The sequence below is a fragment of the Micromonospora siamensis genome, assembly GCF_900090305.1.
Lineage (GTDB): Bacteria > Actinomycetota > Actinomycetes > Mycobacteriales > Micromonosporaceae > Micromonospora > Micromonospora siamensis.
The window spans coordinates 3,437,216-3,460,406 of sequence record NZ_LT607751.1 but is presented as its reverse complement, the minus strand read 5'-3'; the positions used below and the strand labels follow the sequence as shown (position 1 = coordinate 3,460,406).

The window sequence follows — 23,191 nt, the reverse complement described above, 5'->3', positions numbered from 1 at the left end:
GTTACTCGCCGGCACCCACCGGATAGCTGTGCACGAAGCGCATCGTCCACTCCCCACCCGGGGCGGGACGGTCCCGTTCGTAGAGATGGTCCGCCCCGGGCTCCCCGGGCACTTCGGCGCCGCCAGGGTGGCGCAGCACCCAGTGCGCGGGGGGCCCGCCGCCCGGCTCGGCGGGCAGGTCCCGGACCAGGTCGTCGGCCGGCCCGCCGACGAACCGCACCCGCACCTCGCCCATCCCCGACCGCCGTCCGCACCGGCCGGCACGCTGTGTGACCGGCTCCGTCCGGCACGTTACCGCAGTCGGGGCCGACACCCCCGCCGCTCCGACACCCCCGGCGGTTTGTGCTGCTGAGAGGCCGGGTACCGGAGGCTCCAGCGCCGGACACCAGCCCGGCGGACGAGACCGAGGAGCACCCGATGCGGACGTTGGACGGGCGGTACGAGCTCGAACAGCGCATCGGTATCGGCGGCATGTCTGAGGTGTGGCGGGCACACGACGTGGTGCTGGACCGGTCCGTGGCGGTGAAGGTGATGTCGCCCGAGGACCACGGGGCGGAGACCTCGGTGGAGCGGATCCGCGCGGAGGCCCGCTCGGCGGCGCGGCTGGTGCACCCGAACGTGGCCAGCGTGCACGACTTCGGCACCGCCGCGACGTTGCCGGGCAGCCGGTCGGCGTACATCGTGATGGAGCTGGCGGAGGGCGAGACGCTGGCCAGTCACCTGCGCGACGGCCCGCTGGACTGGCGGATCGCCGTGCGGGTCTGCGCCGAGATCAGCGCGGCGCTGGCCGCCGCGCACGCGCACGGCATCGTGCACCGCGACGTGAAGCCGGCCAACGTGATCCTCACCCCGGCCGGGGTGAAGGTCCTCGACTTCGGCATCGCCACCCCCGCCGGCGCCCCCGATCGCACGCCCGACGGGATGGTGGTGGGCACCCCGGCGTACCTCGCGCCGGAGCAGCTGGACCGCCGGCCGGTCACGCCGGCCGCCGACATGTACGCCCTCGGGGTGCTGCTCTACTACTGCCTGACCGGTCGGCTGCCCTATCCGGCCGACTCCACCACCCAACTGCTGGGGATGCGCCGGCGGCAGGCGCCCGAGCCGCTGCCGGAGGTGCCGGGGCTGCCCGCCGAGGTGGCCGAGCTGTGCTGGCGCTGCCTGGACGACGACCCGGAGAAGCGGCCCAGCAGCCTGGTCGCGGCGTTGCTGCTCGCCGAGGTGGTGGACGCCCGGGTGTACGTGCCGATGGCGAACATCGTCCCCCGCCCCCGCCCCCGCCAGCCGGTGGTGTCGCCCTGGACCGAACAGGCCGCGGCCGAGGCGACCCAGGCGGCGGCGCTGGAGTGGGACACCGTCGCCGAGCGTTGACCCGCTCGTTTCACCGCCTGTGGGCCGGGTAGCCGGGGCGTGGACGACGGGAGGAACGCCATGCCGGATCCCAGTTCCTGGCTGCACGAGGCAACGGCCACCGCGACGGGTGGGCACGTACGCACCGACGACGGCGGGCTCTCCACGGCGCTGGCGTCACCCCTGGCGCCGCACTGCACCGGGCTGACGCCCGAACAGCTGCTCGCCGCCGCGTTCGCATCCTGCCTGCACCACGCTGCGGTGGAGGCGGCCGGGGAGATCACCGACGAGGCGCACACGGTCCAGGTGACCGCCGAGGCGAAGCTGGGGCGCGACGACGACGGCCGCTACCGCGCCGACGTGCACGCCTCCATCTCGTCCGCCGGGTTGAGCCGGGAGCAGCTGGCCACCCTGGTCGAGTACGCCGACCGGCTCTGGCCCTTCTCCAGCGGGGACAGCACCCGGCACCGGCTGACCGTGACGTCGGCGGAGAACGGCCGGCACTGACCGGCGGCACCCACGGGCGCGGTTCAGCGGAAACCGGCGGTGACCGCCCGGTGGTCGCTGTCCGGGGTGTGCAGCACCCCGGCCGTGGTGGGCGTGAGCCCCCGGTAGAGGACGTGGTCCGGGCGGGTCAGCGGCAGCTCGGCGGGCCAGGTGAAGCCGAACCCCTGGCCCGCGTCGGCCTGCGCGTCGTGCAGCAGGTGGCTCAGCGGCAGGAAGGACCGGTCGGTGCTCGCGGTGTTCAGGTCCCCGAGCACCACCAACCGGCCCGCCGGGTCCGCGCGTACCGCCCCGGCCAGCGCCGCCACGGTGCCGTCCCGGGTGGCGGTGTGGCCGGCCCGGGCCGACCCGAGGTGTACGACGTAGACGGCGACGTCGCCGCCCGGTGCGGCGACGACGGCCCGCAGGGCGCGGGTCCAGCCCAGTCCGGTGTCCACCCCGGCCTCGGTCCGGATCGGGTAGCGGCTGTAGAGCGCCACGGTGGAGACGGCTGCCCGGTGCGGGTACCGGCGGCCGAGCGCCGGGGCGATCCGTTCCTCGTCGGCGACCTCCTGGAGCGCGATGAGGTCCGGCTGCGCGCCGGCCAGCGCGCTCACCGTGGCCGCCGGGTCCGGGTTGTCGACCCGCAGGTTCTGACTGGCCACCCGAAGCTCGGTCTCACCCGCCTCGGCCCCGGGCGGCAGCCAGGCGGGCCCGTGCTGGGCCGCCCAGACCACGGCGGGGAGCAGCACGGCGAGCAGGGCCGTGCGGGACCGGCGCAGCAGCGCGGCCAGCGCCAGCGGCGGCACACCGAGGCCGAGCAGCGGCGCGACGCTGTCCAGCAGGCTGCCGAAGCCGTGCACGTTGGGGACCAGGCGGTGGCCGAGCAGCACGGCGGCGAGCAGCACGGCCAGGACGGCGACGACCCGGCCCCGCGGGTGCCGGGCCGGGCTCGCGCCGCCCGCGGTGGGCTCCTCCATCACACTGCCGATCACCGTCCGCATCGTACCGAGGGGGACGTGGCGGCGGGGCGGTTGAGCCGACACAACGGCCCCACCCCGCCTCCCCGGGTCGACGTCGCCCCCTCCTCCGAACGTACGAGTCGGACAACGGCGACATTCGATCCGAGTCGACGCCGGCTTTGCCCGTATATAACAGACATATAAGGAATAATAGATTGTGGAGTTACGAGAATTCCGTTGTTTCTTGACGCTAATGTCGCTGCTGATTCTGGCCAATTGTGGCGCATGCCACCAACTACCCCGATGGCAACGGCCGGGAAGCTCTCTAGGTTCGGCGGGTGCATCCCGACGACTCCCCTGAGCAGAAGCCGACCGCCACGCGACCGGACAGCCGTTCGACCGATGCCCCCTCAACCCTTCGGAGGGTGGGCCGCCACCGGGTCCCGGAGCCGCCCCGCCGGCCCCTGCTGGGTGCCACCCCGCTGCGGGTGGCGCTGGCCACCGGCGTGACCTGCTGTCTGGGCGCTGCCGGGTTCGCCGGGGTCTCCCGGGGTGAGGCCGCCGAACCCACCCAGCCGGTGCACGAGGTGCTGGCGGACCGGGCGGCGATCGCCGCCGAGGCCCAACAGCGGTCCTCCCGGTCGCTGGACCGCAGCCCCGTGCCGGTGCCGCCGGCCGGCCCCACCACCAGCCCTCGCCCGGTCGCCCCCAAGCCGCCCGCGCTGCGCAAGCCCGCCCTCCGGAAGGTGCCGGCCCCGCCGCGCCGCCCCCGCCCCGTCGCCGGGCTCGACCAGGCCCAGATGGACAACGCCAAGGTGATCGTCGACGTGGGCGTGGCGCTCAAGATGCCGCGGCGCGGCCTGGTGGTGGCGCTGTCCACCGCCATGCAGGAGAGCGAACTGCACAACCTCGCCAGCGACGTCGTCCCGGAGTCCACCGAGTACCCCCACCAGGGCACCGGCGCCGACCACGACTCGGTCGGCCTGTTCCAGCAGCGACCGAGCAGCGGCTGGGGCACGGTGGGCCAACTGATGAACCCGGCGTACGCCGCCCGGGCGTTCTACCTGGCGCTGGCCGAGATCCCGGCCTGGACCGAGCTCAGCGTCACCGACGCCGCCCAGGCCGTGCAGATCTCCGCGTTCCCCGACGCGTACGCCAAGCACGAGGAGCGGGCCGGCGCCGTGGTGGACGCGCTGCTGGCCTGAGCCGGCGCCAGCGGACCCCGACCGCGGTCACCCTGCCTCCGCCCTGGGTCAGGCCGCCCTGGTGCCCGGAGCGGGCTCGTCAGCCCCGGCGCCGACGGCACGCGAGACGGGCACCCCCGCCGCCGCGGTCGGCGCGTCGACCGGCACCGTCGTCCCGTCCAGCAACCGGTCGACCAGCTCCGCCCGCCGCCGGCGCTCGGCCAGGGCCACCTCGAGGTCCCGACGGGCCTGCACCGCCTCGGCGTACGCCCGCTCGCGGAGCCGGCGGGCCTCCTCGCGGGCGGCGTCGAGTTCCTGCCGCGCCGCGTCGAGCAGCTGAGCCGCCTCCCGCTGCACCGTCGGTACGCCCCGACGCACGGCGTCCCGGTCGGCGTCGGCCGGATCGGCGGGGCGGCCGACCAGCCTGCGCAGCGCGAGCGCCTCCTGCCGGATCTGGTCCCACTCCCGGCCGGCCACGGCGGCCCGCTCGGCCCGGGCCGCGAGCCGGGTCAGCCGCAGGTGCAGCTGGTCGAGGCAGGAGTCCACCTGCCGCTGGTCGTAACCGGTCTCAACGACGGAGAACCTCATGGTGTCGCCCCCCAGGCAGCTGGTTCCTTCCCACCTGCCGATCCTCGGCGGTGCCGCCGCCACCCGGGGACATTCTGCGAAAATTGTTCAGCATCCGCGTGACGCGCGGGGCGACCGGAAGGCTCAGACGCGCTTGGGGAGCACGACCACCCGGCCGAAGAACTCGTCGATGCGGCGCACCACGTCGTTGAAGTCGTCCAGGTCGATCGGCTTGGTGACGTACGCGTTGGCCTGGAGCGTGTAGCTGCCGACGATGTCGGTGTCGGCGTTGGAGGTGGTCAGCACCACGATCGGGATGGTGCGCAGGTCCTCGTCCTGCTTGACCTCGCTGAGCACCTGGCGACCGTCCATCCGCGGCATGTTCAGGTCCAGCAGGATGACGTCCGGGCGACGCGCCTCGGTGTGCCGGCCGGTGCGGCGCAGGAACTCCATCGCCTCCTGGCCATCGTTGACCACGTCGATGACCTTGTCGACGTCGGAGTCCTCCAGGGCCTCCTCGATCATCAGCACGTCACCGGGATCGTCGTCCACCACCAGGATGCGGACGGGGCTCGGGGTGCCTGGACCCATGGGAGATACCTGCTTATCTCTGGTGACGGAACGGACCTCTCGGTCCCCTGCTGGCCGGGGAAATCTAGCCGATCACGGCACGGTGCGCGAGGCTGGGTCGGGCGTGTCCGGGTCGTACCGCAGGACGTCCGCCAGACCGGTGATCACCAGCACCCGCTGCACCCGGCCACTCGCCCCGGTGACGCGCAACCAGCCGCCCTCGGCCGCCGCCTGGTTGTCACCGCGGACGAACGCGGCGATGCCCGTGGAGTCGCAGAAGGTCAGCTCGGAGAGGTCCACCACCAGGTGCCGGTGCCCGTCGGCGGCGAGCTGGTCGATCGCCGCGTTGAGCTCGGCAGCCGTGCTCATGTCGAGCTCGCCCACCAGGCGCAGGCACGCCGTACCCCCGTCGCGCGGGGCGTACGTGACGGTGAACGTCACCGTGTTCCCTCTCGCTCCCACCGCAGGCGGACGCTTGCAGTGGAGCAAGTATAAGCACGGGGCGGGTACGGGCCGGCACCCCGGCGATCAGCGCCGGCCCGCGCCGCTCGGCACCGGGATCACGGCCGCGCCGGCGGCGAGGAACCGCCCGGCCCGGGGAAAGTCGTGCAGCACCGCGCCGTAGTGGTGAAGCGTCGCGCCGACCGCCGCGCCCGGTACGCCACGACTGGTCAGGATGGCCACCAGCCACTGCACGAACTCGGTGAACAGCGACTCGTCGTCGACGTAGAGCGCCGCGGCCAGGAAGTCCACGATGTAGCCCAGGTCGCTGACCGTGGAGTCCATCTGGGCGCCGGTGTAGTCGCGCATCCCCGGAACCCGGTCCCGCAGGTCCGCCAGCGCCGAGTCGATCAGCTCGCCGCGCCGCTTGAGCAGGCCCGCGTACTCGTCGTCGGCGAGGTGGGACAGCTGCGCCGGCGGCACCCGGCGCAGGGTCCGCTCGTCGGCCACCAGTTCGGCCGCGGTCGGCGCGTCCGGCGCCCAGGCCACCCCGAGCCGGCGGGCCCACCGGCCGTCGGCGCCGAAGCCCCGGCCGCCGACCACCACCGGTACGTCCGATCGCCGGCACGCCTCGATCATGCGGTGCGCGTGCGGCAGCCGCATCGGCAGCGCGCAGGCCAGCGCCACCGCCTCGGCGTCGTAGCGGTGCAGGTACGACACCAGGTGCGCGACCGGCACGCTCGCGCCGAGGAAGGTGACCTGCCAGCCGCGCAGCCGCAGCACCTCGGCCACCAGGCGGGGCGGCAGCGCGTGCCACTCACCGTCCATGCAGGCCACCACGATCCGCCCCCGGGTGGGGCGCGGGTTGACCCGAGCGGCGATCGCCGCCACCACGCGCTCGCTGATGTGGGTCGCCGCGTGCTCCTGCGCCACGCTCCACTCGTTGCGCGCCCACCGCTCACCCACCTCGGCCTGCGCCGGGGCGACCAGGTCCAGCAGGACCCGCTCGGCCGGCACCCCGGCGTCGACCAGCCCCAGCGCGACGTCGATCGCGGCGTACTCGTCGGCCTCGGCGAGGCAGTCGAGGTAGCCGGGGAAGGCGGCGTCGGGGCTGGCCTCGGTGGTCGGGGCGGTCATTCGTTGCTCTCCCTCTGTTCGGGCGGGCGGGGCACCGAGTGCAGGTGCCGGGACATCCGGGCGCCCGCCCCGGTGGCGCGCAGCGCCAGGACGGCGATGTCGTCGTGGTCGCCGCGCCCGAGCCAGTCACAGGTCACCTGCTCGACCCGCTCGGCGAGCGCCGGCGCCGGCATCCGCTGGCAGCCCGCGAGGGCGCCGACCAGGCGGTCGGTGCCGAACAGCTCGTCGCCGCGCCGACCGCCCCGGGCCTCGGTCACCCCGTCGCTGTAGAGCAGGCAGGTCTCCCCCGGCTCCAGCTGGACGGTCACCTCGCCGATCCGCGGATCCGGCACCACGCCGACCAGCATCCCGGTGAGGCCGACCTGCTCGACCTCGCCGGAGGACCGCAGCACCAGCGGCGGCAGGTGACCTCCGCCGGCCATGGTGAGGGTCAGGCCGCCGTCGCGGTGCGGACGCACCGTCCCCAGCACCATGGTCGCGAAGCGGCCCTGGCCGTGCGCCTGGGTGGTCTCCAGCAGCGCGTCGTTGAGCAGCCGCAGCAACCGGGCCGGACGGGACTCGACCCGGTGCAGCGCCTGCAGGCACTGCCGCAGCTGGCCGGTGAAGACGGCGGCCTCCACGCCCTTGCCCGAGACGTCGCCGAGGAAGAACACCGAGCCGCCGTCGGCGAGCCGGTGCGAGCCGTAGAAGTCCCCGCCGATGCGCAGCCCCGCCTGGGCCGGGCGGTACGCGGTGCCCCACTGCACTCCGCTGGCCGGGGCGGGCTCGACCGGCAGCAGGCTGGCCTGGAGGGTGTCGGCGACCTCGGCCTGGTCGCGGTAGAGCACCGCGGTGGTGAGCGCCGCCCCGGCCCGGGCCGCGAACGCCCGCACCAGGTCGACGTCGGCCTCGTCGTAGTAGCGCACCGCCCGCCGGGCGACCAGCAGCACACCGGCCGGCGCGTCGTGGCCGGGCAGCGGCACGACCCGCGCGGACGTCTCGTGGGTGGCCAGGCCGGGCAGCCAGCCGGCCTCGACGGCCTGCTCCACCAACCAGCCGACCGCGTGCGGCTCGGTGCCGGCCAGCCCCTCCTCGATCGCCGTCGGCAGCTCCGCGGAGGTCAGCACGCCGGAGTCCACCGTCGGCGCCTCGTCATCGGAGCGGGACGCCCGCCACCAGCGGGCCCGCCCGGAGCGGGGGGCCAGCACCAGCACGGCCACCTCGGCGAGGGTCGGCACGGCCAGCCGGACCACCGCCGCGGCGGCCCGGTCCGGGTGCAGCGGGTTGCCGAGCTTCTCGCCGACCACGGCCAGGAAGGCGGAGCGGGCACGTTCGGCCAGCAGCGCGTCCGCGCGGGTGACGCTCTCGGTGACGTCCTCGACGTACCAGCAGGAGCGCGCGGCGGAGAGCGGTACCCGCCGGACCCGCAGCCGGCGGGCGCGGTGGGTGAACTCGGCCGGATCGTCCCCGCCGAGCAGTTCGGCGATCCCGGCGGCGGCCAGGGTGGCGCCGGGCGAGACCTCCGGCAGCAGCCGCTCGGCGACCGGGCTGAGGTGGCGCACGACCTGGTCGGCGTCACAGACGATGAGGCCCTCGCGGAAGTGCTCGACGACCTCGGACCAGTCCGGCGCGGAGTGGCCGCGGTCGGGGGCCAGCGGCGGCAGCGCCTGGGCAGGACGAACCGGGGCCCCGGCGGACCGAGCCGGGGCCCGGGCGGGACTCGGCGTGGAGATCGGTCCGTCGCCCGGGTCCCAGTCCCTGACGTCGGCGGCAGTCACCAGCTGAAGCCCCACTCCTTGTCGATACCCACGGTCGTTTCCGAAACGGTGTATGTGTTCCAATCTCTTCGCCCCACCCTACGCCGGTGCGCCGGTACCGCCACCCCACGGCCGGACCAGCGCGGATCCCGCGCGCCGGGCGGCGCATCGCAGGCGTTGTTACGATCCCGGACGACCCCTGCCCGACCGGCAGCCTGCGGAAAGGCGTGAGAGTGGCATCCCATGGGCGGAAAGCCGAGAACAACCCGCTGACCGTCGGCGTCGACGACTCCGACCCCGAGGCGCCGCTGCTGCGGGTCGCCGGTGACCTGGCCTTCACCACCGCCGCACCGCTGCGGGCCGCGGTGGACCGGCTCCTCGCCGGTCGGCCCTCGGCGATCGTGTTCGACTTCGGTGAGCTGCTCTTCATCGACAGCACCGGCCTGTCGGTGATCGTGCACGCGTGGCGGGAGGGGCAGCGGAGCGGCACCGTCGTGCGGCTGCGCTCGACCCCCCGGTTCCTCACCACGATCCTGGACATGACCGGCGTCACCGGGCTGCTGGACCGGCCGCTGCCCGCCGCCCGCGCGGACCAGCCGGATCGGGCCTCCGCCGCGACCGGCCCCACCACCTCGGCCTGAGCCCACCGCATCCGGCGGGACCGCGCCACCCGGCGGGACGGCCCCGGAGGTTTCCGGTTGCCGGACGGCTGGGAACATGGACACATGCCACCCCAGCCGTTGATCATCGAGGTGGGCCCGCTCGACGCGGGCCGCGCCCGGCTCCGGCTGACCGGTGACCTGGACTTCGACACCGCTCCGGAGCTGATCGCCGCGGCCGCACAAGCCCGCCGCGACGGCCACCAGCAGCTGGAGATCGACCTGTCCGGGGTGGGTCTGTGCGACTCGTCCGGGCTGAGCGCGCTGGTCGTGGTCCACCGCGCCGGGACCGGCCCGATCCGGTTGACCGGGGCCAACGCCCAGGTGCAGGGGCTGCTGAACCGCACCGGCCTGGGGGAACTGCTGGCGCTCGCGCCCCCGGCGGCCGAGGACGGGGTACGCGACGTCGGTTGAGCCGGCGCCGTCGGGGAGGCCCCCGGCCCTGGGACCAGGGGCCGGGGGCCGGAGCAATGCCTACGCCGCGGTGACCGGTTGCAGCCGCGGCCCGCTCTCGCGCAGCTCGCCCGGGTCGGGCGGCTCGACGTCCTCGGGCGTTCCGGAATCCGGCGTCTGGAACAGGTAACGGACGAACTCCCCACCCACCTCGTTGTCGTCCGCGCCCGGCCACTGGCCGACACAGTCGACGCCGACGACCTCGCGGCCGGTCCCGTCGGCCTCCTCCAGCAGCGCCCAGAGGCTCACCGGGTAGCAGCGGGTGGTCTCCGGGGAGACCTGCCAGCGCGCGTACCAGCCGGGTCGGGCGGGAACGATCTCGACGATCCTCTTCATGACGACCTTCCCTTCCGCAAACTCGGAAGAAATTCCGGTCCATCTGGATCGTGCCGCCGGTGCGGGTGAGCGCCCCTCACCCGCAGCGGATGAAGCTCCGGTCCCACCCCGCCTTCCCGGCCGGGGCCGTTACCTTCCTCGCCCGCCCGGGAAGGCGGGGTGGGACCGGAGCACATCCCGCCGACGCGGAGACGAGGTGCGACATGCGCAAGCAGATGGAGGGCGACAACCAGCGCCGCCGGGCCCTGGCCCGCCAGGCCCGGGAACGCGGGCAGCGGCCGAGCGAGACCGGCGCGAGCCTGAGCGCCAGCAAGCAGCTCACCCACCTCGACCAGGGCAAACGGGCCGGGCCACCGCCGGCCGGCCGGCATAAGCCGGACAGTACGCGCGGCGGCCCCGCCCCGCCGCCGGTGGCTGTGGCGGAGCGCACCTGGCCTCGGCCCGAGCCGGGAGCCGGACTGCCCACGATGAGCTACCGCGAACTGGTCGACGACGTCGGCCGGCGGGCCGGGGTGGACTTCTCCACGGCCAAGGTGGCCGCCGAGGCGACCGTGCTGACCCTGGCCTGGGCGCTGGGCGAGGCGCAGCGGGAACGGTTGCTCGACGCGGTGCCGATGAAGCTGCACGACGTGGTCCCGGTCGACGGGATCGAACGCGCCGAGGAGCTGCCCGAATTCCTGGCCGAGGTGGGCCGACGCAGCCGCCTCACCCCGGAACAGGCGCGCTACCAGGCGCAGGCGACGCTGGCCGCGCTGGCCGACCGGGACGCGGACCTGGTCGCCTCGCTGGACGTACCCGACGGGTTGCGGGACCTGGTCGCGCCACCGCCGGTCGGCGGCGGCCTGGTCGGTGCGCGGACCGCGACCGCGCCGCTGACCGAACCGGAGCTGCGCGACGCGCTCGACCGGCTGACCTACTGGTCCAGTGACCAGCGGTCGCTGGTCCGCACGGTGGAGCTGCCCGCCGACAACCTCGACCGGGTGCTGGACCGCATCGACCGGCTCCGCGACGAGACCGGCCGGTCCCCGCAGATCGGGCGGCCGACCGCCGAGACGGCGGTGCTCACGGTACGCACCCAGCAGGCCGACGCGGTGACCGCGCTGGACGTGGACCTGGCCCTGCGGGTGGACGACGCCATCGAGGAGGCGGGCGCCGGCATGAACGCCGGCTGACCGCCGCCGGGCCCGGTCGCCGGCACACCCGCGACCGGGCCCGGCGCCCGCTGCGCTAGCGTGCGGCCATGCCCTCCGACGCCCCGGAGCTGGTCGCCGACCCGGCCCGGCGGACCGGCCGCACGCTGCTCGCCGGTGGGGTCGCCCAGTCGTACGTCGACGTCGCCGACCCCCGCCACCTGCACTTCGAGTACGTCCGGCGGATGGCGGCCCTGCTCGACCTGGCCGCCCCGCCCGGCGTGCCGCTGACCGCGCTGCACCTGGGCGGCGGGGCGCTCACCCTGCCCCGCTACCTCGCCGCCACCCGCCCCGGCTCGCCGCAGACCGTCGTCGAGCGGGACGCCCGGGTGGTGGAGCTGGTCGCCCGGGAGCTGCCCCCGCTGCCGCCGGAGGTACGCGTCGACGTGGCCGACGCCCGCGCCGCCGTCACCGCCGCCCCGGCCGGCCGGTACGACGTGGTGCTCGGCGACGTCTACCGGGCGGCCCGGATGCCGGGGCACGTGGCCGGCGTGGAGTTCGTCGCCGAGGTGGCCCGGGTGCTCCGCCCGGACGGGGCGTACCTGCTCAACGTGACCGACCTGCCGCCGCTGGTCTTCTGCCGTACCCAGGTGGCCACCCTGCGGGCGGTCTTCGCCGACGTCTGCCTGGTCGCCGACCGGCGGATGGTCCGGGGCCGCCGCTACGGCAACCTGGTGCTGGCCGCGGCGGTCCGGCCCGGCCGGCTGCCGGTGACCCGGCTCGCGGCGCGGGTCGCCCGGGACCCGCTGCCCGGCGTGGTGCTGCACGCCCAGACGCTGGACGCCTTCGTCGCCGGGGCCCGCCCGGCCACCGACGCCACCCTGGCCCCCTGACCGGGCCGCCGCGTTTTTCCCGGACGGGCGGGGGTAGGCGCGGCGGATGAGCGACGCCGACGACCGCGGCACCGCCCGCCGGGCGCTGATCGTGATCGGTCTGGTGCTGGCCACCGTCGCCGGTCTCGCGTTGATCTGGGTGACCCGGCGGGTGCTGGTGTGGCTGGTGGTGGCGGCGTTCTTCGCCGTCGCGCTCAAGCCCCTGGTCGACCGGCTGGAGCGGCGGCTGGTGCGCCGCCGGGCGCTCGCCACGCTGCTGGTGTTCCTGGCCGTGTTCGGCCTGCTCGCGGCGCTCGGCGCGCTGATCGTGGTGCCGTTGCTGGACGAGGTGGGCCGGTTCGTCGACCGGGCGCCGGAGGTGTACCGGGAGACCCGGGCCGGCCGGGGGCCGTTCGGCGAGGCGCTGGAGCGGCTGCGGCTGCGGTCGTACCTGGTGGCGCACCCGGACCAGGTCCAGCGGTACGGCGCGCAGCTGCGCCAACCGGCCGTCGGGGTGGTCCGTGGGGTGCTGACCACGCTGGCCGGGCTGCTGACCGTGATCGTGCTGGCGTATCTGATGGTGCTGGAGGCCCCGAAGATCATCCGCAGCACGCTGGGCCTGGTCGGCGACGGGGCGGCCGACCGGCTGCGGCGGATCGGCCGGGAGTGCTCGCGCACGGTCACCGGCTATCTCACCGGCAACCTGCTGATCAGCGTCATCTGCGGCGGCCTGACCTTCGTCGTGCTGGCCCTGACCGGCGTCCCGTTCGCCGGGGTGATCGCGTTGCTGGTCGCCGTGGCCGACCTGATCCCGCTGGTCGGGGCGACCCTCGGCGCGATCATCGCGGCCGGCGCCGGGTTCCTGCACTCCCCCACCGCCGGCATCGTGGTGCTGGTCTTCTTCGTGGTGTACCAGCAGGTCGAGAACCACCTGCTGCAACCGGTCATCATGGGCCGGGCGGTCCGGCTGAACCCGCTGACCGTGCTGGTGAGCGTGCTGCTCGCGGTGGAGCTCGCCGGCCTGCTCGGCGCGCTGCTGGCCATTCCGGCGGCGGGCGTCGTGCAGATCCTGCTGCGTGAGTTCGCCCCGGCCGGGCGCTGGCACGTCCCGATCCCCGCCGAGGGAGCCGGTCCGGACGACGCCGCCGACGACGCACGCTGACGCCCCGGGGCGCGCGGTCCCCGGGTCGTCGAGCAGGCGGTCAGTGTCGGCGGATCGTCTCCGGCGACTCGCTCTCCAGCGGCACCGCGTTCGCCGGGACCAGGCCCAGCTGCACCGCCGGCCGGGACAGGGTGGCGTCCAGCACCCAGTCCGCGCCGACCCGGGCCCGGTTGCCCGGCATGGCCATCAGGTGGTAGCCCCGCGTCACCGCCTTCGCCGGCAGCCCGGACAGCGACACCTTCAGCGGGTTCGCCGCGGCGTCCTTGCCACCCAGGTCGACCACCCAGCCCAGATCGTGGTGCTTGTACGGCTTGCGCCGGCCCTGCCCGTACGACGCCGCGATGTTGTGCGCGACGAGCTTGCCCTGCCGCTGGGCGTGCTGGGCGGTCATCGTGCAGATCTCGCCGGGGCGGGTCAGGTCCGGCACGGCGGCGGCGTCGCCGCAGGCGTACACCTCGGGGTAGCCGGGCACGTTGAGGTACTCGTCGGTGACCAGCCGGCCCTTCTCGGTGCGCAGCCCGAGCTGGGCGACGAACGGGTCGGGGCGTACGCCGACGCACCAGACCAGCGTGCAGGTCGGCACGTAGTCGCCGTCGGTGAGCTTGACCCCGTCGGCGGTGGCCTCGGCGACCGAGGTGCCCATCCGCACGTCGACGCCGCGCCGGCGCAGCACCCGGTCGGCGGTGCGCGACATCCGCTGGTCCAGCTCGGGCAGCACCCGGGGCGCCACGTCCAGCAGCATCCACCGCGGGCGGATGCTCAGCCGGGGCCGCTGGGCGGCCAGCGCGTCGGTGAAGAGCTGCCCGTGCGCAGCCACCTCGGTCCCGGTGTAGCCGGCGCCGACCACCACGAAGGTGGCTCGGGCCTGCTGCTCGGCCGGATCCTCGGCCTGCTCGGCCAGCTCGATCTGCCGGATCACGTGGTCGTGCAGGTAGAGCGCCTCGGGCAGGCCCCGGAAGCCGTGCGCGTACTCCGTGACGCCGGGGATCGGCAGCAGCTTGTTGACGCTGCCCACGGCGAGCACCAGCCGGTCGTAGGCGAGCTGGTTGCGGTCACCCTCGGGTTGGGTGAAACCCACCCAGCGGTTCTGCAGGTCGACCCGGTCCGCCTCGCCGATCACCACCCGGACCCCGTCGAGCGTGCCGGACAGCGGCACCGAGATCCGGGTCGGCTCGACCACCCCGGCCGCCACCTCGGGCAGCAGCGGCAGATAGAGGAAGTAGTCGGTCGAGTTCAGCAGGACGATCTCGGCCCGGTCGCCGGCCAGCCGGCTCAACGTCTTCGCCGCGTGGTAACCGGCGAATCCGGCCCCCACGATCACCACACGAGGTTTCGTCATGCCCGCTCCCGTTCCCGTCGGTGGGGCAGCCAAACGTTGTCGACCCGCCGACGCCGGCCCGTCCGATGCCGCGCCGGCGGCGGTCACCACCGCTCCAGACATGGACAAGCGTCAGTACCCGGGGCGAGGATGCGGTGATGGGAATCAATGAGAACGCCGGCGGCGGGCCCACCAGGCCCAGCCGGCGTACCTTCCTGACCGCCTCGGCGGCGGCCACCGCGGCCGCCGTCACCACCTCACCGGCCACCGCGCAGGCCGTCGACGCCGACACCCTCGTGCCGCACGGTCCGGGCCAACCGGCCCACCCGCAGCAGCCGGACCGCGAGCTGCGCGCGCTGCTGCGCGAGGTGGACCGGGACCGGATCGAGGCCACCGTGCGCCGGCTGGCCGCCTTCGGTACCCGGCACACCCTCTCCGACCAGGACAGTCCCGAGCGGGGCATCGGCGCCGCCCGGGACTGGATCTTCGCGCAGCTCTCCGGGTACGCCGCCGCCTCCGGCGGCCGGATGACCGTGCAGCTCCAGTCGTACGTTCAGCAGCCCGCGTCCAGGATCCCGGTGGCCACCCGGATCACCAACGTGGTCGCCACCCTGCGCGGCGAGACCGCGCCGAACCGGGTGTACGTGGTGACCGGCCACTACGACTCGCGGGCCACCGACGTGCTGGACGCGGTCGGCGACGCGCCCGGCGCCGACGACGACGCCTCCGGCGTGGCGGTGCTGATGGAACTGGCCCGGGTGATGGCCACCCGGCGCAGCGAGGCGACCATCGTCTTCGCCGCCGTGGCCGGCGAGGAGCAGGGCCTGTACGGCTCGACCTACCTGGCCGGGCAGCTCAAGGCGGCCGGCGTGGACGTGCAGGGCATGTTCAGCGACGACATCGTCGGCTCCAGCACCGCAGACGACGGCACCCGCGACCCGCGTACGGTCCGGCTCTTCGCCGAGGGCGTGCCGACCACGGAGACCCCCGCCGAGGCGAGCGTCCGGCAGTCGGTCGGCGGCGAGAACGACTCGCCGTCCCGCCAGCTCGCCCGGTTCGTCGTCGACGTGGCCGAGAACGGCGCCACCGGCATGCGGGTCCGGGTGATCTACCGGCGGGACCGCTACCTGCGCGGCAGCGACCACATCCCGTTCCTGCGCGAGGGCTGGCCGGCCGCCCGGTTCACCGAGCCGAACGAGGACTTCGCCCACCAGCACCAGGACGTCCGGGTGGTCGACGGCGTCCAGTACGGCGACCTGCCGGAGTTCTGCGACTTCGACTACATCACCCGGGTGGCGCGGGTCAACGGCGCGGCGCTGTGGTCCCTCGCCCAGGCGCCGGGCACCCCGAAGGGAGCGATCGTCGTCACCACCAACCTGACCAACGACACCACCCTGCGCTGGCAGCGCGGCACCGAGCCGGACCTCGCCGGCTACGAGGTGGTGTGGCGGGAGACCACGGCGGCCGAGTGGCAGAAGGTGATTCCGGTCGGCGACGTCACCGAGGTCACTGTCGACCTGTCCAAGGACAACGTCTTCTTCGGCGTACGCGCGGTGGACACCGCCGGGCACCGCAGCCCGGTCGCCTTCCCCCGCCCCGGCAGCTGACCCGGCCGGGAGGGGCCCCGGTCAGCGGAGCCCCTCCCGTTCCGCGGTGACCGCCCAGCGTTCGTGGTCGCGCCAGGCGCCGTCGACGAACAGGTAGTCGGGTGAGAAGCCCTCCAGCCGGAAGCCCAGCCTGTGGGCCACCCGCTTCGACGGCTCGTTGCCGGGCTGGATGTTCGCCTCCAACCGGTGCAGGCCCAGCGTGTCGAGGGCGTGCGCCACGACCAGGCCGATCCCGGTCGAGGCGTGACCGGTGCCGGCGTACGGCAGGAAGGCGGCGTAGCCGAGGAATCCGCCCCGCAGCGGCCCCATGATGATCCCGCCGATGTTGGCGTACCCGGCGATCGCCCCGCTGTCCCGGTCGCAGAACAGGAAGCTCTGGGTGTCGCGCCGACGCGCCTTGGCCAGGTACGCCGCGAACGCGGCCGGGGTGGCGGGCGCGGCCACCCAGGGGTGGTGCAGTTGCGCGCTGCGGCGGGCGGCGGCGGTGAACTCGGCCTCGTCGTCCGGTCGCGGCCGGCGGATTCCGACCCTCCCGGCGGTACGCAGGTATCTCACGACCGACCACTCTCGTCCCTCGCCCGAAGGGCTGTCCAACTGCACTGGCTGCCGACGGGGTCGCGGACGGCATGGCCGGCCAGTAGGGTCGGCATTCCACCGAGGTTCGGAGGCTGATCATGGGTATGGGCGCTCTCGGCACGATGCTGGCCTCCGCTTCGTCGCGGGCGACGCCGGTCCGCTGACCCTCCGGGGTCGACGCACCCCCCGCTCACCCGTCGCGAAGCGATGAAGTGACCCGCCTCAGGCGCGGGTCCTCCGTCATGGCGTGACCACGCCACCACATCGCTTCCGAGGGAGTCCTCGTGTTTCCGCACCTGCCGTGCGGGCGCTTCCGCGCGCCCGCATGCCGCTGCACCCGCCGGTGGTCCCGATGACCGCCGTCAGCGCCGACCGGGCCCGGCTGGGCCCCGACTTCACCCGTCTCTGGACCGCGAACGCCGTGTCGAACCTCGGCGACGGCGTCACCATGGTCGCCGGCCCCCTGCTGGTCGCTTCGATCAGCGACGATCCCGCCGCGGTGGCCGCCGCGGCGCTCGCCCCGCAGCTGCCCTGGTTGCTCTTCGCGCTGGTCAGCGGCGCCCTGGTGGACCGGCTCGACCGGCGCCGCCTGGTCGTCACGGTCAACGTGGCCCGGGGTGGGGTGCTCGCCGCGCTAGCCGTCGCGGTGCTCACCGGTACGGCCACCGTGCCGGTGATCTGCCTGGCGTTCTTCCTGACCGGGCTCGGCGAGACCCTCGCCGACACCGCCTCCGGCGCGCTGCTGCCGGCGCTGGTCCCGGCGGAGCAGTTGGAACGGGCGAACAGCCGGCTCTTCGCCACCTTCGTGGTGGGCAACCAGTTCGCCGCGAAGCCGCTCGGGGCGTACCTGTTCACCGTGGGGGCGGCGCTGCCCTTCGCGGTGGACGCCGGCAGCTTCGGACTGGCCGCGCTGCTCGTGGCGCTGCTGCGCTGGCGACCGCTGCCGCCACCGGCCGAATCGGCGCCGAGTGCTGATCGTAAGCGGTCAATCCGGGCCGACATACGCGACGGCCTGCGGGCCCTGTGGTCGATCCCGGCGTTGCGCACCCTCGTGGTCTGCATCGCGGTGATGAACGTGGCGTTCTGCGCCGCGTTCGCCGCCTTCGTGCTCTACGCCCGCCAGCGGCTCGGGCTCGGCGACGTCGGGTACGGCGTGCTGCTCACCGCCTCGGCGGTGGGCGGGCTGGCCGGCAGCGCGTTGGCCACCCGGCTGCGGTCCCGGTTCGGCACGCCGGCCCTGCTGCGCGTCGGCCTGCTGATCGAGGTCGGACTCCAGCTGGTGCTGGCCACCACCCGACAACCCTGGGTGGCCGGCGCGGCGCTGGCGATCTGGGGCGTGCACACGATGGTCTGGGGCGTGCTGGTGGTCTCGCTGCGGCAGCGCCTCGTGCCGGACCGGCTGCGCGGGCGGGTGAACAGCGTCTACGCCCTGGCCGACCTGGGCGGGGCGGCCGTGGGCACCGCGCTCGGCGGCCTGCTCGCCCAGGCCACCGGCTGGATCACCGCGCCCTTCTGGGCGGCGGCCGGCGCCCTCGCGGCGCTCACCGTCGCCGTGTGGCGGCGGTTGGCGGTCGCGGCCGGCTGAGCGGCGGCCGGGGCACCGGGCCGGCGAACCCGGCCCGGTGCCCCGGCGGTCAGCCGATCGTCACGTCCTGGAACTCGGCGACCGAGTCGAAGACGTTCACCCCGACCCGCCCGGTGGCGTACGTGCCGTCGGCGACGTCGATGACCGGCGTCGCGCCACCGGCGAAGAAGACCTGGATCCGCGGCCCGGTGGCGGCCACCCGCAACCGGTACGTGCGCCCCGGCACGATCGTCGTCGGCCAGGTGGCGATGTCCCGGCCCGGCCGCCAGAGCTTGACCAGCCCGTCGGTGTCGACGTTGACGGTGTAGTGGGCGGCGCCGTCGGTGCTGGCCCGGAAGGTCAGCCCGGCGGCCCGGCCGGCGAGCACCCGGACGTCCCCGGTGAGGGTCAGGTCACCGGCGGTGCGCTCGCTGAGCCGGAAACCGTTGTCCATCCGCCGCCCGCGCAGCCCGCCGGTCGGCACGGTCCACTCCCCCGCCACCGGGTTCCACCGCTGACCGAGGTTGGTGCGGAACCCCGCGGCGTCCCGCTGGGCGTTCTGCGCCACCGCCGCCCCCGCGAAGACGTTGACCCCGAGCCGGCCGGTGGCGTACGCGGTGTCGGTCGCGTCGATCACCGGGGTGGCGCCGTGGTCCAGGTAGACCTTCAGGCTCGACCCGCTGGCCACCAGCTTGAGGTGATAGGTCCGCCCCCGGCTGACCGGGGTCGGGTACACCGCGATGTCCCGACCCGGTCGCCAGAGCTTGACCAGCCCGGCGGCGTCGACGTTGGCGGTGTAGTGGGCGGACCCGTCGGCGCTGGCCCGGACGGTGATCCCGGCCGCCGCCGCGGTCTCCAGCCGCACGTCGGCCTCGTACGCGACGTCCCCGGCGGTGCTGCCACTGAGGTAGAAGCCGTCCCCGATGGCCTCGCCGCGTTTGCCGCCGGTCACGTCGGTCCAGGTGCCGCCGGCAGTGGTCCACGGCCCGGCGAGGTTGCCCTCCAGGGTGGACTCGCCCTGCCCCCAGGTGGAGCCGATCCGGTGCAGTTGCAACGAGACCACCCGCACCCCGCCGCCCTCGGCGAACAGCCGTAGCCCCTGGCTGCCAGGGGACGAGTCGAAGGCGACGTTGTCGGTGTAGGACAGCTTCCCGTCGTTGCCGAAGATCTCCAACTGCCCGCGGTCGACGAGGATCCGCATCTTCACCCGTCCGCCGGCCGGGGCCAGCGGTGCCCCGTACAGGGTCTGCGCCGCACGGTCGTACGCGACCCGCCGGTCGTAGCTGCCGTCGGCCCGCCGGTGCAGGTCGAAGCCGAAGCGGCTGGCGGTGCTGGCGGCGGTGTCGAACTCGGCGACCAGCTCGTAGGTGTCGGCGGTGAGGCCGACGAGCGGGTCGGTGGCCGGGTCGGCGGTGACCGTGCGGTCGGCCCAGCTCTGGCTGCTGGTGCGCAGGGTGGCCAGCTCCGCCACCGGGAACCGGGTGAGCCGGACCCCCTCCGGATAGCTGCGCAGGCCCAGTTGCACCGGGACGGTGGCGTTGCCGGTCCAGCCCTTGCCGGTGTTACCGGGCTGCCAGGCCATCTGCACGACCCTGCCGTCGGGCATGTTCTGGAAGGTGAGTCCGGCGTAGAACGTGCCGAAGTAGCTGTTCGCGCCCTGGTCCATCCGTTGCGGGGTGGGCGAGTCGGCGGTGAAGGTGGCGCCGTCGAAGCCACCGACGACGTACTCGCCGCTGGCGTCGGTGAGCACCCATCTCGTGGGGCCGGTGCCGTCCAGCGGCAGGGCGAACAGGTCGGGGCACTCCAGCAGCCAGTCCGCGGCGTACCGGCTGCGCCAGGTCCAGTCGCGCAGGTTGGGCGAGGTGTAGATGAGGGCGGCGTTGCCGCCGTTGTCGGTCCAGACCACCATCACCCACCGCCCGGTGGGGGCGTGCCAGAAGACCTTCGGGTCGCGGCTGTTGGCGGGCAGGGCGAGCACCTGACGCCCGCCGTCGTAGTTCTGGAAGGTGCGGCCACCGTCGTTGCTGTAGGCGAGGCTGACCCCGTTGGTGCCGGTGAACACCACGATCGGGGCGTCGGCGCCGGTCTTGAGGCCGGCGGTGTCGGCGGTGTCGACGACGCCGCCGCCGGACCACAGATCACCGGGGTGGACGCCCGGTTCCAGCGCGATCGGCTTCTGCGTCCAGTGCACCAGGTCCGGCGAGGTGGCGTGCCCCCAGTGCATGGTGTCCCAGGTCAGCCCGTGCGGGTTGTGCTGGAAGAACAGGTGGTACTGCCCGTTGTGCCAGAGCGGGGCGTTGATGTCGTTCATCCAGCCGGCCCGGGGGCTGAAGTGGAACTGCCCACGCTGTGGCTCGGTGTAGCCGGTCGCCGGGTAGGGGAACTCGGGATAGTCGCCGGGCGTGCCGGCCGCTGCGGGCAGTCCCGGCAGCAGCGCCAGCACGGTCGCGACCAGTGCGAGCCACACCCCCGTGCGGGTACGCCGGCTCACGGCGTGGCCCGGAAGGCGTAACTGCCGGTGTACGCCTGGAACTGCGCGGCGGTGCCGCTGTCCAGCACCCGGGTGCCGGTGGTGGTGGCGTCGAGCACGACGGTCTTCACGCCCACGTTGGCCACCACGTGGTTGGTGGCGATCACGTTGCTGGCGCCCGAGGCGACCAGGATCATCGTCGGGGTGGCGCCGGCCGGGGTGATCTTGGCCGGGTCGACGTACCAGGCGATCAGGTTGCCGGTGACCAGGTTGTTGTCGCCGCGCAGCTGGATCACGCCGAACAGGTCGTCGCGGCCGTTGCCGTACGGCTGCATCGGCCCCCACGGCTCGGCCTCCCGGCGCAGGTGGTTGCCGCTGACCAGGTTCTCCTTGTTCAACCCCTCGAAGGTGATCATGCCGGGATAGAAGCCGTGCAGCCGGTTCGCGGTGATCGACGAGCGGTTGGTGTTCCTGAACTGGATGGCGCTCTTCCCCCGGGGGAAGATGTTGTTCGCGGTGACCAGCAGCCCCTCGTGTCCCTCGGCGAAGAGCGAGTAGCCGACGTAGCCGGCGCCGATCAGGTTGTCGGTGACCTTGGACGCCTGACCGCTTCCGATCAGCTCGACGCAGTTGCCGCACTCGGCGATGAAGTTGTCGCTGACGCTGAGCGCGTCGGCGTCCCGGACGACCAGGGCGCGTTCCAGGTAGACGAAGCCCATCCGTTCGATCCGGAAGGCGTCGTTGGCGGTGTCGACCAGGATCCCGACCTTGCCGTTGCGGTACGAGTTCTGGTCGGGGGTGAAGCCGACCCCGTCGAGGCAGAAGTTCTCGAAGACCACCGAGCTGAGCCGGGGGTTGCCGGTGCGGGCGACCCGGAACGCCTCGGCCCGCCCGTCGGTGTTCTGCACCCGGATCCGGCTGCCGCCGGGCCAGATCTCCCACCAGGAGGAGGTGTCGCCGGAGTTGTAGCGGATGCTGGAGGAGGTGAAGCCGTGCCCGGAGCCCTTGATGGTCAGGTAGCTGACGTCCACCTCGACCCGGGTCTTCAGCGGATAGTCGCCGGGCGGCAGGTAGATCACCGCTCCCGGCTTGCTGTTCTGGTCGGGCTGGCCGGCCTTCACGGCGGCGATGATGCTGTTGATCACCGCGCCGACGTCGGTCCAGCAGGTGACGGCGGGGTTGCCGGGGACGGTCCAGGTGGTCACGTCGTACACGGTCGACATGGGACTCCCTTGCAGGCGATGGGCGGGGCCGGTGAGGTCAGAGCACGCCGATGAGGTGGGCGTGCGAGGGGCGCCCGGCGGCGACGGTGGGGGCGTCGGCGCGGGCACCGGGGGCCGCGGGCGGCGCGGCGGCGGCGGGTGTCGCGCCGAGGGCCGCGGGGACGGCGGCGACGCCGAGGGCGAGCGCCCGCAGCAGGGTACGGCGGGGCAGTTGGCGAGGGTCCATGGAACTCTCCTGGTGCGGGGTGCCGGTGGGGGCCGGGTCGGTCGGGGAGAGTGCGAAACAGCCGGGCAACCCGGCGTTAACACGTGTTAGTACTCGCCCGGTCCGCGCGCTGTCAAGACACCGACGCCTACCGATATGCTCGGCCGGGTGACGAGTGAGCGCCCGACCCGACCGTCACAGCAGGACGTGGCCCGGCTGGCCGGCGTGTCCCGGACGACCGTCTCGTTCGTGGTCAACGGCGTCACCGGCGTGGCCATCCCGGCGGCCACCCGGGCCAAGGTGTGGGCGGCCGTGGAACAGCTCGGCTTCCGGCCGAACGAGCTGGCCCGGGGTCTGCGCTCCCGGCGCAGCGGCGTACTCGGCCTGGTCACCGACGCGATCGCCACCACCCCGTACGCGGTGGGCATCATCGCCGGCGCGCAGGAGGCCGCGGCGCGGCACGGTCGCACCCTGCTCATCGTGGACACCGACAGTGGCGCCGGCTCGCTGCTGGACGCCGCCGCCGCGATGACCCGCTGGCAGGTCGAGGGGCTGATGCTGGCCACCGATCACCACCGTGAGGTGTCCCTCGACGGCGAGGTGGCCGGGTTGCCGCCGACCGTGCTGGTGGACTGCGTCGAGGCCGACGGCCGGCTGCCGGCGCTGGTGCCCGACGAGCGGCAGGGCGGGCGGCTCGCCACCGACACCCTGCTCGCGGCGGGACACCGGCGGATCGGCCTGGTCAACGGCCCGCCGGACTACCCGGCCTCGGCGGGCCGACTGGCCGGCTGGCGGGACGCGCTGGCCGGGGCGGGCGTCGAGGTCGACCAGCGGCTGATCCGTGTCGGTGACTGGTGGCAGGAGTCCGGCCACACCGGGGCCGCCGCGCTGCTGGACCTGCCCGAGCCACCGACGGCGCTGTTCTGCGCCAACGACTGGATGGCGATGGGCGCGTACGACCTGCTGCGCGAGCGCGGTCTACGGGTGCCGGGGGACGTCGCGGTGATCGGTTTCGACAACCGCGAGGAGATCGCGGCCCACCTGCGACCGGCCCTGACCACGGTGGCCCTGCCCTACCGCGAGATGGGCCGGCGGGCGGTCGAACATCTGGTCGGTGCGACCCCGCTGCCGCCCGGCGCGACCCGGCTGCCCTGCCCGCTGGTCTCCCGCGCCTCGGTCTGACGCAGGA

The 23,191-nt window shown here is 74.2% G+C and carries 24 protein-coding genes; 11 read left to right on the top strand and 13 right to left on the bottom strand.

Going from position 1 to position 23,191, the window contains the following annotated elements:
• Position 1: 1 nt before the first annotated feature.
• Positions 2-235, bottom strand: coding sequence for a hypothetical protein (locus tag GA0074704_RS15920; RefSeq protein ID WP_088971237.1), 234 nt, complete (start codon positions 233-235; stop codon positions 2-4).
• 182 nt (positions 236-417) lie between these two features.
• Between GA0074704_RS15920 and GA0074704_RS15915 the strand changes: the two genes are divergently transcribed.
• Positions 418-1,368: a serine/threonine-protein kinase gene (locus tag GA0074704_RS15915; RefSeq protein ID WP_088973720.1), complete on the top strand. Its 951-nt coding sequence runs from the start codon at positions 418-420 to the stop codon at positions 1,366-1,368.
• Positions 1,369-1,428: 60 nt separating this feature from the next.
• Positions 1,429-1,854, top strand: coding sequence for an OsmC family protein (locus GA0074704_RS15910; RefSeq protein WP_088971236.1), 426 nt, complete (start codon positions 1,429-1,431; stop codon positions 1,852-1,854).
• A gap of 23 nt (positions 1,855-1,877) precedes the next feature.
• Here GA0074704_RS15910 and GA0074704_RS15905 read toward each other — a convergent pair whose 3' ends face one another.
• Positions 1,878-2,825: an endonuclease/exonuclease/phosphatase family protein gene (locus GA0074704_RS15905; RefSeq protein WP_231926468.1), complete on the bottom strand. Its 948-nt coding sequence runs from the start codon at positions 2,823-2,825 to the stop codon at positions 1,878-1,880.
• Positions 2,826-3,130: 305 nt separating this feature from the next.
• Between GA0074704_RS15905 and GA0074704_RS15900 the strand changes: the two genes are divergently transcribed.
• Positions 3,131-3,997 (top strand): hypothetical protein, encoded by an 867-nt coding sequence (locus GA0074704_RS15900; protein ID WP_172880580.1) that lies wholly within the window; start codon positions 3,131-3,133, stop codon positions 3,995-3,997.
• A 48-nt stretch (positions 3,998-4,045) separates the two neighbouring features.
• On the opposite strand, the gene GA0074704_RS15895 is transcribed toward GA0074704_RS15900, so the two are convergent.
• The 5 genes from GA0074704_RS15895 to GA0074704_RS15875 all read right to left on the bottom strand — a co-directional run bounded on the left by GA0074704_RS15895 (position 4,046) and on the right by GA0074704_RS15875 (position 8,448).
• Positions 4,046-4,564: an ATPase gene (locus tag GA0074704_RS15895; protein WP_088971235.1), complete on the bottom strand. Its 519-nt coding sequence runs from the start codon at positions 4,562-4,564 to the stop codon at positions 4,046-4,048.
• A gap of 123 nt (positions 4,565-4,687) precedes the next feature.
• On the bottom strand, positions 4,688-5,134 hold the full coding sequence (locus GA0074704_RS15890) for a response regulator (protein ID WP_088971234.1): 447 nt from the start codon (positions 5,132-5,134) through the stop codon (positions 4,688-4,690).
• Positions 5,135-5,206: 72 nt separating this feature from the next.
• A complete protein-coding gene (locus GA0074704_RS15885) occupies positions 5,207-5,554 on the bottom strand; it encodes an STAS domain-containing protein (protein ID WP_088971233.1) in 348 nt (115 codons plus the stop codon).
• An 87-nt stretch (positions 5,555-5,641) separates the two neighbouring features.
• A complete protein-coding gene (locus GA0074704_RS15880) occupies positions 5,642-6,691 on the bottom strand; it encodes a cobalamin B12-binding domain-containing protein (protein ID WP_088971232.1) in 1,050 nt (349 codons plus the stop codon).
• The gene (locus GA0074704_RS15875) at positions 6,688-8,448 is read right to left on the bottom strand and encodes a PP2C family protein-serine/threonine phosphatase (protein ID WP_088973717.1); all 1,761 of its coding nucleotides are present in this window, start codon (positions 8,446-8,448) and stop codon (positions 6,688-6,690) included. Before GA0074704_RS15875 ends, GA0074704_RS15880 begins: the two co-directional genes overlap by 4 nt.
• A 212-nt stretch (positions 8,449-8,660) precedes the next feature.
• Here GA0074704_RS15875 and GA0074704_RS15870 point away from each other — a divergent pair, with 212 nt between their 5' ends.
• The gene (locus GA0074704_RS15870) at positions 8,661-9,068 is read left to right on the top strand and encodes an STAS domain-containing protein (RefSeq protein WP_231926466.1); all 408 of its coding nucleotides are present in this window, start codon (positions 8,661-8,663) and stop codon (positions 9,066-9,068) included.
• Between the two features lie 84 nt (positions 9,069-9,152).
• A complete protein-coding gene (locus tag GA0074704_RS15865; RefSeq protein ID WP_172880577.1) occupies positions 9,153-9,500 on the top strand; it encodes an STAS domain-containing protein in 348 nt (115 codons plus the stop codon).
• A gap of 60 nt (positions 9,501-9,560) precedes the next feature.
• On the opposite strand, the gene GA0074704_RS15860 is transcribed toward GA0074704_RS15865, so the two are convergent.
• Positions 9,561-9,875 carry a hypothetical protein gene (locus GA0074704_RS15860; protein WP_088971230.1) on the bottom strand — a complete coding sequence of 105 codons (315 nt, stop codon included), beginning with the start codon at positions 9,873-9,875 and terminating at the stop codon, positions 9,561-9,563.
• A 203-nt stretch (positions 9,876-10,078) separates the two neighbouring features.
• Here GA0074704_RS15860 and GA0074704_RS15855 point away from each other — a divergent pair, with 203 nt between their 5' ends.
• From GA0074704_RS15855 to GA0074704_RS15845, 3 genes are all read left to right on the top strand, one after another.
• On the top strand, positions 10,079-11,047 hold the full coding sequence (locus GA0074704_RS15855) for a DUF2267 domain-containing protein (protein WP_088971229.1): 969 nt from the start codon (positions 10,079-10,081) through the stop codon (positions 11,045-11,047).
• A gap of 68 nt (positions 11,048-11,115) precedes the next feature.
• Positions 11,116-11,898 (top strand): spermidine synthase, encoded by a 783-nt coding sequence (locus tag GA0074704_RS15850; RefSeq protein ID WP_088971228.1) that lies wholly within the window; start codon positions 11,116-11,118, stop codon positions 11,896-11,898.
• 46 nt (positions 11,899-11,944) lie between these two features.
• Positions 11,945-13,039 carry an AI-2E family transporter gene (locus GA0074704_RS15845; RefSeq protein WP_088971227.1) on the top strand — a complete coding sequence of 365 codons (1,095 nt, stop codon included), beginning with the start codon at positions 11,945-11,947 and terminating at the stop codon, positions 13,037-13,039.
• 40 nt (positions 13,040-13,079) lie between these two features.
• Here the strand turns inward: GA0074704_RS15845 and GA0074704_RS15840 are convergent, their stop codons facing one another.
• Positions 13,080-14,378 (bottom strand): NAD(P)/FAD-dependent oxidoreductase, encoded by a 1,299-nt coding sequence (locus GA0074704_RS15840; protein ID WP_088971226.1) that lies wholly within the window; start codon positions 14,376-14,378, stop codon positions 13,080-13,082.
• A gap of 137 nt (positions 14,379-14,515) precedes the next feature.
• Between GA0074704_RS15840 and GA0074704_RS15835 the strand changes: the two genes are divergently transcribed.
• Complete coding sequence (locus GA0074704_RS15835) at positions 14,516-15,964, top strand: M20/M25/M40 family metallo-hydrolase (protein WP_088971225.1); 1,449 nt, start codon at positions 14,516-14,518, stop codon at positions 15,962-15,964.
• Positions 15,965-15,985: 21 nt separating this feature from the next.
• Here GA0074704_RS15835 and GA0074704_RS15830 read toward each other — a convergent pair whose 3' ends face one another.
• Positions 15,986-16,519: a GNAT family N-acetyltransferase gene (locus GA0074704_RS15830; protein WP_088971224.1), complete on the bottom strand. Its 534-nt coding sequence runs from the start codon at positions 16,517-16,519 to the stop codon at positions 15,986-15,988.
• 373 nt (positions 16,520-16,892) lie between these two features.
• Here GA0074704_RS15830 and GA0074704_RS15825 point away from each other — a divergent pair, with 373 nt between their 5' ends.
• Positions 16,893-18,125: an MFS transporter gene (locus tag GA0074704_RS15825; protein ID WP_088973715.1), complete on the top strand. Its 1,233-nt coding sequence runs from the start codon at positions 16,893-16,895 to the stop codon at positions 18,123-18,125.
• Positions 18,126-18,174: 49 nt separating this feature from the next.
• Here GA0074704_RS15825 and GA0074704_RS15820 read toward each other — a convergent pair whose 3' ends face one another.
• The 3 genes from GA0074704_RS15820 to GA0074704_RS15810 are packed head-to-tail and all read right to left on the bottom strand — an operon-like array spanning position 18,175 to position 22,023.
• Positions 18,175-20,571 (bottom strand): glycoside hydrolase family 32 protein, encoded by a 2,397-nt coding sequence (locus GA0074704_RS15820; protein WP_172880571.1) that lies wholly within the window; start codon positions 20,569-20,571, stop codon positions 18,175-18,177.
• A 20-nt stretch (positions 20,572-20,591) separates the two neighbouring features.
• Complete coding sequence (locus GA0074704_RS15815; RefSeq protein ID WP_088971222.1) at positions 20,592-21,797, bottom strand: NosD domain-containing protein; 1,206 nt, start codon at positions 21,795-21,797, stop codon at positions 20,592-20,594.
• A 37-nt stretch (positions 21,798-21,834) separates the two neighbouring features.
• The gene (locus tag GA0074704_RS15810; RefSeq protein ID WP_088971221.1) at positions 21,835-22,023 is read right to left on the bottom strand and encodes a hypothetical protein; all 189 of its coding nucleotides are present in this window, start codon (positions 22,021-22,023) and stop codon (positions 21,835-21,837) included.
• 147 nt (positions 22,024-22,170) lie between these two features.
• Between GA0074704_RS15810 and GA0074704_RS15805 the strand changes: the two genes are divergently transcribed.
• The gene (locus GA0074704_RS15805; protein WP_197697538.1) at positions 22,171-23,184 is read left to right on the top strand and encodes a LacI family DNA-binding transcriptional regulator; all 1,014 of its coding nucleotides are present in this window, start codon (positions 22,171-22,173) and stop codon (positions 23,182-23,184) included.
• Positions 23,185-23,191: the final 7 nt, after the last annotated feature.

Excerpts from the sequence above, each read along its gene's own strand:
- GA0074704_RS15920 (WP_088971237.1), bottom strand. The coding sequence starts at position 235 with ATGGGCGAGGTGCGGGTGCGGTTCGTCGGCGGGCCGGCCGACGACCTG.
- GA0074704_RS15915 (WP_088973720.1), top strand. The coding sequence starts at position 418 with ATGCGGACGTTGGACGGGCGGTACGAGCTCGAACAGCGCATCGGTATC.
- GA0074704_RS15910 (WP_088971236.1), top strand. The coding sequence starts at position 1,429 with ATGCCGGATCCCAGTTCCTGGCTGCACGAGGCAACGGCCACCGCGACG.
- GA0074704_RS15895 (WP_088971235.1), bottom strand. The coding sequence starts at position 4,564 with ATGAGGTTCTCCGTCGTTGAGACCGGTTACGACCAGCGGCAGGTGGAC.
- GA0074704_RS15890 (WP_088971234.1), bottom strand. The coding sequence starts at position 5,134 with ATGGGTCCAGGCACCCCGAGCCCCGTCCGCATCCTGGTGGTGGACGAC.
- GA0074704_RS15880 (WP_088971232.1), bottom strand. The coding sequence starts at position 6,691 with ATGACCGCCCCGACCACCGAGGCCAGCCCCGACGCCGCCTTCCCCGGC.
- GA0074704_RS15865 (WP_172880577.1), top strand. The coding sequence starts at position 9,153 with ATGCCACCCCAGCCGTTGATCATCGAGGTGGGCCCGCTCGACGCGGGC.
- GA0074704_RS15860 (WP_088971230.1), bottom strand. The coding sequence starts at position 9,875 with ATGAAGAGGATCGTCGAGATCGTTCCCGCCCGACCCGGCTGGTACGCG.
- GA0074704_RS15855 (WP_088971229.1), top strand. The coding sequence starts at position 10,079 with ATGCGCAAGCAGATGGAGGGCGACAACCAGCGCCGCCGGGCCCTGGCC.
- GA0074704_RS15850 (WP_088971228.1), top strand. The coding sequence starts at position 11,116 with ATGCCCTCCGACGCCCCGGAGCTGGTCGCCGACCCGGCCCGGCGGACC.
- GA0074704_RS15845 (WP_088971227.1), top strand. The coding sequence starts at position 11,945 with ATGAGCGACGCCGACGACCGCGGCACCGCCCGCCGGGCGCTGATCGTG.
- GA0074704_RS15840 (WP_088971226.1), bottom strand. The coding sequence starts at position 14,378 with ATGACGAAACCTCGTGTGGTGATCGTGGGGGCCGGATTCGCCGGTTAC.
- GA0074704_RS15835 (WP_088971225.1), top strand. The coding sequence starts at position 14,516 with ATGGGAATCAATGAGAACGCCGGCGGCGGGCCCACCAGGCCCAGCCGG.
- GA0074704_RS15825 (WP_088973715.1), top strand. The coding sequence starts at position 16,893 with ATGACCGCCGTCAGCGCCGACCGGGCCCGGCTGGGCCCCGACTTCACC.
- GA0074704_RS15815 (WP_088971222.1), bottom strand. The coding sequence starts at position 21,797 with ATGTCGACCGTGTACGACGTGACCACCTGGACCGTCCCCGGCAACCCC.
- GA0074704_RS15810 (WP_088971221.1), bottom strand. The coding sequence starts at position 22,023 with ATGGACCCTCGCCAACTGCCCCGCCGTACCCTGCTGCGGGCGCTCGCC.